Here is a 12,658-nt window from a genome sequence, read left to right as displayed (position 1 = left end):
TTAGGGGTTATCTGGACTTTTTATTAGCTGAAGGCTTTTTCCGGGCTACCGGCTCTTTGCGGGGTGCTCGGTTATCCCACTGACCACCACGGGCCTTCTGGAATTTTCCCGCAGGCTTTTTGTTGTATGGTCGGCGGTTGTCTTTGCTCTGTTCTTCCGCAGGTACCAGTTGATTGGGGCCATCGCCAATCAGTTCGGAGCGGTTCATCTTTCTCAGGGCGTTACGGAGGACATCCCAGTTTCTGGAGTCGTGATAACGCAGGAAGGCTTTTTGCAGACGACGTTGTTCCAGCTCTTTGGGAATATAAAGTCTGTCACCCTTGTAATTAAGCTTCTTGAGCGGGTTACGACCGGAATAGTACATAGCCGTTGCCAGAGACATAGGCGACGGATAAAAGGTTTGTACCTGGTCGACACGGAATTTGTGACGTTTCAGCCAAAGCGACAGGTTCATCATATCTTCGTCTTCACAACCCGGGTGGGCGGCAATGAAGTAAGGAATAAGATACTGCTTTTTTCCGGCTTCTTTGGAGAACTTGTCGAACATTTTCTTGAAAGCGTCGTAGGTGCCCATGCCGGGTTTCATCATCAGGTCCAGAGTACCTTTCTCGGTATGCTCCGGCGCAATCTTCAGATACCCACCGACGTGGTGCGTGACCAGCTCACGGACGTATTCCGGATCTTCTACTGCCAGGTCATAACGAAGACCCGAAGCAATGGCGATTTTCTTGATGCCGGGAATGGCACGGGCTTTTCTGTACAGCTCTGTCGTTTGCTTGTGTGAGGTTTCCAGATTTTTGCAGATACCCGGGAACACACAGGAAAGACGGCGGCAACTGGCCTGAATCTCTGCACTCTTGCAGTTCAGGTGATACATGTTGGCGGTTGGGCCACCGAGGTCAGAAATCTGACCGGTAAAGCCAGGCACCTTGTCCCTGATCTCTTCCAGTTCCTGCAGGACGGATTCCTGGGAACGACTCTGGATGACCCGACCTTCGTGCTCGGTGATGGAGCAGAAAGTACAACCACCAAAGCAGCCCCGCATGATATTCACGGACGTTTTGATCATGTCGTAGGCCGGAATTTTTGCATCACCATAGGATGGGTGTGGCCTGCGCTGATAAGGCAGGGCAAAGACACCATCAATCTCCGGCGTTTCCAGAGGAATGGGAGGCGGGTTTACCCAGATTTCCCGGTTGCCATGTCTCTGCACCAGCACCCGGGCATTATGGGGGTTGGATTCCTGGTGCAGCACTCGGGAGGCATGGGCGTATAGCGCGGGATCTTTACGCACTTTTTCAAACGACGGCAGACGAATACAGCTTTTGCTGGTATCAAAGTCAGTCTTGCGGTGCAGCGGAAGTGGAACAATGCGGACAGGCTGAATATCCGGCTCCTGTCTTTTTTTGGATTCGCACTCTTCTTCTTGCACATATTCGTATGGGTTGGTGCCATAGGCTTCTTCCAGAGATCCCGGATCTCTTGGCCAGTCGATACGGGTAGAGTCTATTTCGGTCCAGCCTTCTGGTGTGCCAGGCTTAACGACAACCGTACCGCGAATATCATCCATATTTTTGATATTAACGCCCGCAGCCAGTTTGTCCGCCACCTCGGCCATGGCTCGCTCAGCGTTGCCATAGAGGAGGATATCTGCAGTGGAATCCATCAGAACAGAACGGCGCACTTCATTACTCCAGTAATCATACTGGGCAATCCTGCGAAGGCTGGCTTCAATACCGCCAATAACGACGGGCACATCGTTATAGGCTTCTTTACAACGCTGACTGTAAACAATCACCGAGCGATCAGGCCGTTTGCCCGGCTCTGCATCCGGTGTATAAGCATCGTCATTTCGAACTTTCAGGTCGGCGGTGTAGCGGTTGATCATGGAGTCCATGTTGCCACCGGTGACACCGTAAAACAGGTTGGGCTTACCCAGACGCATAAAGTCTGCTGTGTTGCTCCAATCTGGCTGGGCAATAATGCCCACCCTGAAGCCCTGGGATTCCAGGAAACGGCCAATGACTGCCATACCGAAGCTGGGGTGATCTACGTAAGCATCGCCTGAGACAATGATAATGTCGCAGGAATCCCAGCCTAACTCATCCATCTCTGCTCGGGTCATGGGGAGGTAAGGCGCTGTGCCATAGCATTCAGCCCAATACTTTGGGTAGGAAAACAGTTCCTTGGCAGGCAACGGTTGCTGCAGGGAGGAGTGACTCATGAATGTTCTGGTTTTATCTGCTCTTTCTGAAGGGGCACTATTTTTTCAAAAAATGCGTTGCTTTGATAGCACGAATTGCAGCCAGGGGATGAGATGAAACCGAAGTGATGTGGTGATAAACCATCCCTGCCTCGGTATGAACATCATTGATTCATGGCAAAGGCAGGGTGGTCAGGTACTTACACAGAGGTGAAGCGCTTGATCAGGCTCAGTTCACCGTCTGCATCCTTCATGGAAGAGAGCACCTCGTCAGGAACACCGGATATGTCATCGACAAACCTCTTAATATCCTTTGCCTCTGTAAGCTCTTTATCACCGGTTGACGCACTCATGCTGTCTCCGATACTGCTATCCAGTCCCTGAGAGCCCAGAATCTCTTCTGCCAGAGCAGGGTCTCCGCCTTGCAGTGCGTTGATAGCTGCCTCAAGCTTTTTCTTGGCTTCTTCCGATTCAGCCTGTTGCTGGAGAGTCTGGAGCAGAGCCTTTCTTCTCTCAAAGTGATCAAGACCTTCGCTGGCAATCTGAAGGCCTTCAGTGGCATCGCTCACTGGAGAGCCCGATTCATCAAAGGCTTCTTTGCGCTCTTGGGTATCATCCGTTTCTGATGGGTGATTATCGGTTCGTTCAGAGTTGCCGATTTCCACCATGGAAGCTGGCATAATGGGGCTTGCATGTCTGATTAAACTCGCATCGGCCTCCCCGGTCTGCTGCAGCATAAAGTCGATTTCATTTTTAGAAAATATACTTAGATGAGAGTTGTCTTTGCCGGGGTTGACCTCCCGGTCAATCATCAGTGCGGTTTCCCACAGCATGACAGGCGGGAACAGGAAAGACAGGGCTTTCAGGAAAATATTGTCAGGATTGGCTGTAGCTTCGGCACTGGCGCTGTTAGCCTCTTCAATGTGTTCCCGAATACGCTCGATATTACTATCATGCCGCTGTTGAGCATCAAGGGAAGCCATCTCAATCTTGTTTTCAGCGTATTTAACCGAGCTGTCTTCCAGGCTGGCATTGATCTGAGCCAGTATTTCTTCGAGCTTGTCGGCGGTTAGTGTGCCCTCAATATGCTCCATTTGAAGTTGATCTACGGAATGACCAATGTGCTGCATGACCCGAGGAGAGGCTTCCACCACCCGTGACAGTTTGGCTTCGGTATCCAGAACAGTCTCACCTACCGCCATAGTCACTAACTCTGGTCGGCTACTGGTAATTGAGTTCGGGCTTTCACCAAACATGCCGCCAATCTCGCCTCGCAGTTTGGCTGTGGTTTGTTGGGTTAAATGCTTTTCAAGGTCATCCAGTTGGCCCGCATTCATTGAGTCGGGTTCTGGAATGGAAGGAGCCTCTGAACCACCGGGAGGCAGATCAACCTGACCTTCCCCGGTTCTGACTGATACCGAGTTCTTGTTTTCATAGCCCTGTGAGACCGTCTTAGTCTTCTCAATCTCTTTTAGAGCTTCTGCCTGCGTTGGGACTAAAATAGCTTCATTGCGATTAACTGAATCGACCATCAGGACTGCCCTCCCTTTTCGTCCTCAAAGGTCTGGAGCAGATTCTCGACTCTTTTCAGCTCCAGATGATTAAACTGATGTTTTCTGGCATCTTTCAAGGCGCTTTTATAAATCACTTCAGCAATGCCTCCTTCCTTCAGAGCCAGGTAGCAATCACCCATATAGACTTTGGCCAGTGGATTACTGATATCCATTCGCGCAGCGTATTCGAGGGTTTTGATGGCCTGACCGTAAGTTTTCAGCATCATCTGACAGGAACCCAGGCAAAGAAAGTTGCGGGCATTCCAGTGGTCATAAAAGCAGAGATATTGGAAGATTTTGGCAGCCTCTTCAAAATGACCATTCTGGTACTGGTTGTAGCCATGGGAATAAATGGACTCAAGGGCCTTCTCACTCATCTGGTTGGCTTCTGCCAGTGTTCCTCCAGTGAGCAGGTATTCGGTGATAGTGGCCAGTTCCTGACTGTGAGGGGCCTGAAAGAGCTGTTTCGACATCGACGGCATCCTTGCTGGTATTTCAAATGACTGTTTCTAAAGGTATAGCATCTGCTTTCAGGAGACTCCTGCCTGTGAAGACGAAAGTTATAAAAAGGCCTAATGAGTGGTTCACGATCCTTTCTTGGACTTATTGCCTGCCTTTTTGGGTTTGGCTTCCTTGGTAAACAACTGGTAATCCTCCTCAAAACCGGATTGAAAGTAATGCTCCATAGAAGCAAACCATTGGTGTTCTTCTCCGGAATAAGTGGGGTATTCCAGATGCAGGTGGGGTTCCGGGTTTGTCCAGAGGTCGAGTTGCTGGGGCCTAACCAGACCTGGCCGAAAGTAGAGCCTGTTGCTCAATGGCAGGTTAGCCTGAACAGGAATGTTCAGAGCATCTGACAGAAAGGTAAAGTCAACGCCAAAGTACCCGGAGTCTTTCAGAAAAGTACCCTGCTTCACTCTTGCCAGCATTGCTTTTACATTCAGCTTCTCAGGCACAGCTTTGCCATCAGGTGTTTTTCCGGTCTCATTGAGCACTTCAAGATAGTCACAGAGCCTTGTCTGGAGTTTCAGGCCCAATTCACCGGGATCGGCATATTCCTCTTTAACAGCGGTGGCTTGAGGTTCTGTTGGAGCTTTTTCTCTTTGCCCCTGCCGCTTCCCTTTTTTGCCTTTTCTGGATTTTGCAGCGGTCAGATTTTTTTCCTGAACGCTTTCTGAATCGTAGAGTTTCATGGGTGCAATGAGCTTGTGCTCTATGATCGAAAAGCCCAGGGCGACCATCATGTTCTCGGGAATAGGCAGCTTCAGGGGTAGCAAAACCCCATGAGCTTCTTCAATATCAGCAACTGATGGGGTTTCTATCTCCCCTTCGTCGGAGTCCTTTGAAAACTCAGCAGTAGCTACCGGAGGGGTTGCCATGGATGAGGTTGCCGGTTCGGGCAGAGAGCCCTGTGCAGAATCATTACTAATTTCAGGCGCAGGGCCCGGATCATCAGGGTTCAGGGTCTGCTGCTTGTCTTCAATGGAACCAGGGCTGGTTTTTTCATCCGGCGTCGGGGTGTTTGTTTTCGCGATTGAAAGCGTCTGTCGGAATTGAGCCGCCTGTTCACATGTAAGGGTTTTTTCCAGCATTCCCATACTGGTATCGAGCTTTTTGCCGAGTGCTTCCAGATCCTTGATGTGATCGCTTAGCTCGCGATGTCGTTCTGAGTCACTTCTTAACTCGCTGCGCCGCTGTGAGCCAACTTTTTTAGACAGCTTGTAATGCTGAATCATTTGACCCCGTCGGGCATAAATATCTGGAATGTCCTTGCAGCATTGAATGACGGCTTTTCCCTGTGCAACCAGGTACTCCATGTCATTGTGAAGGTCCACCAGTGCATCAACAAACTCTGGCTGATCTTCATTAAGGCTAAAGAAAATCTCCTGTGCTTTTGTGACGGCCTTATTCATGATCAGGGTGTTGATACTGATTTTCTGCATATTAAGCTTGAACTGCCTCAGTGCTTTCCTGAATTTGATGTCTTTCTCCAGCTCAGGCGGACCCTGATTTTCCAGAGCTTCACTGAAGGCATAAACGGGCTCAATCATTTTGTGAACAGACTCCAGTTGACGCCGAAGCCTGGAAGTCACCATGTCTGCATAACTGTAGTGAGCCTGAGCCTTGTCAAAGCCGCTGACCCGGGGATGTTGAATCACTTTCTTGAAGATGTTGTTCAGAACGCCAATAGGCTCTTTTCGGGCAAACGCCTCGGTAGCCTTGCTCAGAGTACTTTCCAGGTCATAGGGCTTTGGCTCAGGGGGCTCCGGCTTCTTCTCTGCGGCTGCGGCCTGTGTGGCCTGCTTTTTCTGCCATTGGGCCTCCTGTCTCTGTTCTTCTTTTTCCCGACGTTTTTTTGCTCTGGCCTCCAGTTTTTCTTTGATCTGCTTTTGTTCCTCTTCTTCTTCTCTAATCAGGTCGGAAGCTATCTGAACGACCCCTGCTTCGCGCTCACGAAGATCCTTTATTACTAATTGGTAGTCGTTGTTGATCCGCTCAAAAAGGTACACCAGCGCAGCCCATAGGTTGTCAGTTAGCATTTTTTTCTTGTTAATGGTTCTGATCAGGGTTACTAACTCAGTTAACGGAGCTAAAGTCCCTTCCAGCCGTGCTTTAAAGTGGGCCAGTGGTTCAGGGCGGTCATAAAGATAGGCTAGCGATGTAATTAGGGAATGGCAGAGTGAGAAAACATCCTGTGGGGCAAAGTCAGGATTATTTGCTTCCATCTGTTTCCGGAAGAACTGTAAGAAGCGCTCAGCTTGTTTGGGGTTGTCTGCCAGAATGGCGGCATTGATCAGATGCTTGACTCTCCAGCTACACAGCTTCACTACTTGTGGCTGCTCCGGGTCGAAGTCAGTCAGCCACTGGATGAAGCAGCAGGAATGGGTCGCCAGCATTTGACGAAGTTTATCCTTACCGTCAGTGGGCATGTAGTCATCCATGGCCAGATCAGCCAGCATGGCTGCCCCGAAGGCCGCTCTATCGTGGGCATTAAGGCTTTCTTCAAGTTTTGAATATTGTTCAAGCCCCAGCTGACATTGAATGACTTCCTGGTACATTTTCATGCATTCAATGGACTGGGGCAAAAAGTCTTCTATCCTTTGGCGGAAGGTTTCGCTCCCTCGTATGGCATCAAGTTTAGGAATCACTTTGAGAGCTGTGCTAAGGCGTATTCCACAAAGACTGGCATAAAGGAGTATCCGTTTTTTCTCTTGCCAGTACTCCTTGTAGCGTTTGTCAGAATTTCCCAGAATGACGAGGTCTTTCAGGAGATTCTGTTCCTCTTCGCTGACCCGTCGCGATCTGGCAGCTCTTCTGGCGGTGCTTTCCAGTTTTCCATACGCTCTGTAATCCGACTGGAGCACTTGGTACATCCGGTTCACATTAGAAAAATGCGCATCCAGTAACCGTTTCATCTCTACGAACAGGACCTGAGTGGACTCTTTGTAGCCATCGTAAAGTTCACATTTAAGTTCGGGTACCCCTTCATTTAAGCCATTCTCTATTAGAAATGCTGCAATGGCTTTCCGGGACTTTTCGACCTTATAGCCCATTTCGGCCATTTCATCCGGAGTGTATTTCTTCCTGCTGACGCTTCGTTGCGACAACTGCTCGTCCTTGCCAGCTGCAACAGCTGCTCTGGCTACCAGATTTTCGCCGCTGGTGGGAGTGATAGCACGATGATGATGTTCACCTGTGACTTCGCTTTCCTGCTCAGAGCCCATTAAAGATTGAGGAGGGGGAATATTCCCTGTTTGGGGAGAGGGCTCACCCCGGCTTGTTCCGTCCACCGTAACCTGCCATTTTGTTAGTTAGTTTTCTTCAATCAGGAAAGTCTAGCAGATTTGTCAGAATAGGCAGGAAGCTGGCTCACAGGAGCCAGCTTTACGTGAGGGATAGGTCAGATATCCCAGTGCAGACCCAGATTAAAGCCCTTGATGCTTTCATCGTTATAGATGCCCTTGGTGCCATCCATATCGATTTCGTAGAGGCGGTAGCCAGCCTGCAGTTTCAGGCCGACAAACAGGTAAAAACGGGCACCCACTTCCAGATCGTTAAAGTCAGTATCTTCAGAGCGACCTGCGAACAGCTTGCTGTAAAAGCTGATAGTGCTGGCCTGAAACAGCTCCACATCGGCAGTTAACATGGAGATAGTATCGCTGAATGAGGCGTCCCGGTATTTACCGCTGTCAAAGCGACGAACCCCCAGACCCAGGTCCAGGGCAATATTGCCATTATCCAGAATTTCGTAGTAGCCGGAGGCATCGTAACTGTCGAATTTCAGCTTGTCATGATTGAGTTTGCTGTAACCTGCCGCGAGATTGGGGAGCAGTGGGATGGGGTGCTCTATCTGTCCGTAAACAGTGTGAAAGTCACCGTGATCGGCAGTATTCCAATAGTTGTAACCCAGTTTTGCGCCAATAATATCTGCCTGGGCAAGGGTAGAGCTGGCCGCCAGGATGACAGCCGTCAGAATCGATTTTTTCATTTGTCGTTATTGCTTAGATAAAAATAACAAAATTACCGTTTGTGAGCACTGGCTCCCATGCTGACTTTTACCTATAGCCAATGCTCAGTGATATTTCATGTCCCTGAGGGAGAGGATGTGGCGATAAATCCTAACTTCGTCTATATAACTGTGTCTAGAAAAAGATAACTCCAAAAGTTCTAAGGCAGCCGATTCTGAATTATCAATTTTTAGCAGTGGTGAACTCTGATGCGTTTAGTTCGAATGGCTTTATCCAGTCTGACTGGGGCTTTCCTTTCACTGTCTATGGCACATGCGGAAGCAAATAAAGCGTGTTGGCTTTCTACCTATTCCAGCAGCTCGTATAACGTCGATGCCCTCTCTGAAATCATTGAGTCTATTGACGATGTGCCACTTTGTGTGACGAATTCGCCGACACGCTCTGGTATTGAGGTTGGGCATGTGTCTCTTGAGGGGGTAGAAGGCGGCGAGGTTCTGGCCTGCTTGTATATGGATTCCAACGGAAATAGCTCTTACGGTTATGAGTTTCAGTGGCTATTGGCCAATTACACTCAGTTACAGGAAGCAGAAACCTCTAATCCCTATTTGAAGGACCCTGCGGGAATTAGTACTGAACTTTTTCTATCAAAACGTGTTTTTGAGTTTTGTGATCTACCGACAGGTGAGCCCGAGGTTGATGCTAAGGATGGAGAGTATCAGCGAGAATCAACCCCCGGTGGTGGAGACAAACCTACCCAGGAACACGAGCCTGCCACGCAGGGACTCAGGTTCTGTACGGGTAGCGGAACTGAAGAAGTTCGTGGAGAAGAGCGCCGTTACTTCTCTTTTGGTACTAAATCAGCCGATGGCGAGCGCTGTGAGCTGGGTGAGTCTCGTTATTACGAAAATCAGGTTTTCTCAGACCTGGCATCGGAAAATCAGGTATGCAGGTTCCCTGAATATGTTAAAGGCAACATTGATGTCTGCAAGTTTGATATAGGGACTCATAACGGCCATTACTGGATTCGGGACGGTCAGGAAATGAAGCATTCTGCCAGGGATCTGGGTGAGTGTGCCCGTTTCAACTACGAACCAAGGTTCTGCATGGATATGAAGGGTCACTGCATTATTGGCAGAAAAGTCAAACACGATAGTGATCACAACCGCAACTACTGTTATGTCTGCAATGAACAGATAACTCAGGAAGCGAAAAAACTGGACTGGAGCAAGGTCAAGTGTATTACCCCTTGATTTAGGAGGCGGTTTCCAAAGATCCCGGCTCATAACACAAATTGGATGTGTTATGGGCCGTGAGCACTTAAAACACGGGAGTTATCAGAGTCTGCGAACTTTAAACTTCCGGCCCTTAATTCTGCCCTGTTCAAGGCGAGCCAAGGCTTTTCGGGCATTTTCTCTTTTAATGGCCACATAGGCGACAAAATCAAAGATATTGATTTTGCCAACTTGATCTCCCGGAATGCCAGCGTCACCAGTAAGAGCACCCAGAATATCACCAGGGCGCACCTTGTTCTTTTTTCCTCCGTCAATAGCCAGTGTCACCATTGGGGCTTTTGAGGGTGGCTGTGTTGCTGGCTTCAGTGCTCTGTGGTCACCAAAAGTCAGTTCCGTCCGCAAGATATCGGCAATAGCATCCAGCTTGTATTGCTCACGGGAGGTGTGCAGGTTTAAGGCCAGCCCCTCCTTGTCGGCACGACCTGTTCGCCCGACTCTGTGGATGTGGACTTCCGGATCCCGACTCAGGTCATAATTGATGACGGCGGCCAGATCATCAATATCCAGACCCCGGGCTGCGACATCAGTAGCAATCAAAATGTCGGCACTCTGGTTTGAAAATCGTACCAGCATCTGGTCTCGTTCTCGCTGTTCCATATCACCATGGAGTACCAGTGGCTTGTAACCCTGATCATAAAGGTATGTTCCAACTTCTTTACAGGTCTGTTTGGTATTACAGAAGATAACAGTAGAAGCGGGCTGATGATGGTTGAGCAGTTTGCGGAGGGTTTCTGATTTATCACCATTCTCAGCTTGATAGAAAAACTGTTGAATGTGCTGGTGAGTATGCACTGACTCAACGGTGACCTCTTCAGGTTCAGACTGGAACTTTTGGCTCAAAGTCCTGATCTGTCTGGGGTAGGTGGCTGAATAAAGCAGCGTCTGCCTGTCTGGCGGGGTGTGATCCAGAATGTTTTCAATGGCATCAATAAATCCCATATCCAGCATACGGTCGGCTTCATCCAATACCACCGTCTTTAGATGCTCGATAGTCAGTGTTCGCTTACGCAAATGATCCTGAATTCTTCCCGGTGTACCGACGACGATATGGGCACCATGGGAGAGTGAGTTGATCTGTGGACCAATAGGTTGCCCACCACACAAGGTAACGACCTTGATGTTCTGGCGGTAGCGAGCCAGTTTTCGAATCTCGTTGGCGACCTGGGTTGCCAGTTCACGAGTCGGGCACAGCACCAGTCCCTGGCAACCAAAAAAGCGTTGATGAATGCCCAGTAGCATAGCAATGGCAAAGGCTGCCGTTTTACCACTGCCAGTTTTGGCTTTGGCAATCAGGTCTCTGCCAGCCATGGCCAGAGGTAAGCTTTTTTGTTGGATAGGGGTCATTTCCCGGTAGCCAATCTGCTCCAGGTTGTGCAGCAGCGCTTCGGGCAGCGGCAAGTCGGAAAAAGGTTGTGTACTCAAGGTTTACTCTCTACCGTGAAAAGTCTGCATCATTCAAATCTGTGCGGCAATGCAGTTTGGGCCCGGATTATAACAGAGCTGAGGAAAAAGCGCGGACGTGGGCTTAGAGATAGATAGGTGCCAGAATAAAAATCTGTATCAGCGGCTTAAACTGGTTGATGATCCAGTCAAACAAGGCACCTATCTCTCTCCTGTCTATGAGGAAGTGCTGTCCTGACAGGCTCAGCATAACATCGCCCGATGCTTCAGGCTGAAAGTTAATCACAGTGACCTGTTGGTCCGGGGTTATCAATTGAGCGATAAAGGGGGTTCGTGCTTCGGTCAGAGCCTCGACATTCTGCAAAGCATCACCTTCAGCTGGATTTTGCTGGAAGCCATAATCTGGCATTGATAGCGCAAGTTTGGCCTGATCCTGAGTCTTTTTAAGTTCCCGTATAGCGCCGGTATGTTCGATAGGAGGATATTCTTGTGAAGAAACCCCCAGTCGTTGGATATATTCGATGATGGCGACTGTTAGAGATTGAGTCAGTATAGCCCCGGCAGTAGCGCCTTCTGATGACGGGGCGGGATCGTCTGGGACAGCCTCGTGAGTAAAAACAGCCAGTTCTGTCACCCCTTCATGGTACACAAAAGCACTTAGAAGGAGGGGCAGGTTTTCGATACAAATGGGCGAACTCTGCAGACCCAGCTCTGTAATAATCAGAGCCTGCTGGTTTTCTACAGGGTGAATATGGATAACCGTGATCATCCCATCTTTTTGGGTCATCCGGATAATAAGGTATTTACTTGAAAGCAAAAGCGACTTGAGATTCAACAGGGATTGAGCTGCAAATTCGATATTAAAATGCGACAACAGTGGGAGCAGGACAGGCAGTTCCACCTTGTCTCTCAGCAGCAACATGGCTTCCCCGGGTGGAAGGGCTGAAGCATGAGTGCCTGATATTCCATAACCTCTCTTTTCAAGTCGTTCAATAAGGTTGTAAGCAATAGATGAACCTTCTGAATCCTGCACAGAAGTCCGCACGGTTTGAAACTCTTCATGACCTCCTTGTTCGGCGGGTTCAATAATATTGTGAGCAACAGATGGAGTGGTTGTCGTTATCATTTCAGCAGGCAATGATTCGACGGCCAGATTTTCGCGGGGGTCATCGTGAGTGGGTAAGCTGGTCTTGTGCTCTGCCGTCCCTTCAAAGCTGTATTTGGCAGTGGCTGGCAGCGATAAACCGGAACGTGAACTCACCATGGCAGAAGAAGAAATATAGCCGCCTGTTGCCTGCCCCGGATCGAGTAACAAACGGGCCCTTTCCATCAGGTCCGCCAGTGAAGAGGTATGATCTCTAACGTTGTAATAGGGGCTTTGTTCAGCTTCTGTCGAAACCGTTTCAGCAGCATAGCCATAGGTTAGCTGAAACTCCATATCATCTTCCAACTTATTGATTTCATCTGACATGCACTGAAGACAGAAGTGCCCCCCGCTGCCGTCCGGTTCCATAGCCATGCTGTGTTTCGAACACACAGGCATGTCACAGGAGGGCCTGTCAGCTGCTTTTGCCTGATACGTTGATGCCGCTACACACAGCATCAGTACAAAGCTCATAAAGAAAGCAATTCTGACTGAAAAGAGTTTGACAGAAAATAAGGAGTCCATTGCCGTAGTCATTCATAATTTTATTTTGATAATCCGACAAAGCGTAGAATAAAAATTGTCATATTGCTCAG

Annotated in this window: 8 protein-coding genes; 1 reads left to right on the top strand and 7 read right to left on the bottom strand. The window is 49.1% G+C overall.

Annotated features, from left to right (window positions below):
- Positions 1–7: 7 nt before the first annotated feature.
- The 5 genes from ACOJUO_RS03850 to ACOJUO_RS03830 form a co-directional block, all read right to left on the bottom strand.
- A complete protein-coding gene (locus tag ACOJUO_RS03850) occupies positions 8–2,224 on the bottom strand; it encodes a YgiQ family radical SAM protein (RefSeq protein WP_422135444.1) in 2,217 nt (738 codons plus the stop codon).
- Positions 2,225–2,403: 179 nt separating this feature from the next.
- The gene (locus tag ACOJUO_RS03845) at positions 2,404–3,735 is read right to left on the bottom strand and encodes a hypothetical protein (protein WP_422138981.1); all 1,332 of its coding nucleotides are present in this window, start codon (positions 3,733–3,735) and stop codon (positions 2,404–2,406) included.
- On the bottom strand, positions 3,735–4,229 hold the full coding sequence (locus ACOJUO_RS03840) for a SycD/LcrH family type III secretion system chaperone (protein WP_422138980.1): 495 nt from the start codon (positions 4,227–4,229) through the stop codon (positions 3,735–3,737). Before ACOJUO_RS03840 ends, ACOJUO_RS03845 begins: the two co-directional genes overlap by 1 nt.
- A gap of 111 nt (positions 4,230–4,340) precedes the next feature.
- Positions 4,341–7,547 carry a hypothetical protein gene (locus tag ACOJUO_RS03835; RefSeq protein ID WP_422138979.1) on the bottom strand — a complete coding sequence of 1,069 codons (3,207 nt, stop codon included), beginning with the start codon at positions 7,545–7,547 and terminating at the stop codon, positions 4,341–4,343.
- Between the two features lie 110 nt (positions 7,548–7,657).
- The gene (locus tag ACOJUO_RS03830) at positions 7,658–8,245 is read right to left on the bottom strand and encodes a hypothetical protein (RefSeq protein ID WP_422138978.1); all 588 of its coding nucleotides are present in this window, start codon (positions 8,243–8,245) and stop codon (positions 7,658–7,660) included.
- A 228-nt stretch (positions 8,246–8,473) separates the two neighbouring features.
- Between ACOJUO_RS03830 and ACOJUO_RS03825 the strand changes: the two genes are divergently transcribed.
- Positions 8,474–9,475, top strand: coding sequence for a hypothetical protein (locus tag ACOJUO_RS03825; RefSeq protein WP_422138977.1), 1,002 nt, complete (start codon positions 8,474–8,476; stop codon positions 9,473–9,475).
- Positions 9,476–9,559: 84 nt separating this feature from the next.
- On the opposite strand, the gene dbpA is transcribed toward ACOJUO_RS03825, so the two are convergent.
- Together dbpA and ACOJUO_RS03815 are read right to left on the bottom strand one after the other, a co-directional pair.
- Positions 9,560–10,939: an ATP-dependent RNA helicase DbpA gene (gene dbpA / locus ACOJUO_RS03820; RefSeq protein ID WP_422138976.1), complete on the bottom strand. Its 1,380-nt coding sequence runs from the start codon at positions 10,937–10,939 to the stop codon at positions 9,560–9,562.
- Positions 10,940–11,042: 103 nt separating this feature from the next.
- Positions 11,043–12,587 (bottom strand): hypothetical protein, encoded by a 1,545-nt coding sequence (locus ACOJUO_RS03815; protein WP_422138975.1) that lies wholly within the window; start codon positions 12,585–12,587, stop codon positions 11,043–11,045.
- Between the last annotated feature and the right edge of the window lie 71 nt (positions 12,588–12,658).

The organism is Endozoicomonas sp. ALC020, assembly GCF_049275935.1.
Taxonomy (GTDB): Bacteria; Pseudomonadota; Gammaproteobacteria; order Pseudomonadales; family Endozoicomonadaceae; genus Endozoicomonas_A.
The sequence above is the reverse complement of the archived record's forward strand: the minus strand, read 5'-3'. Positions and strand labels throughout refer to the sequence as shown.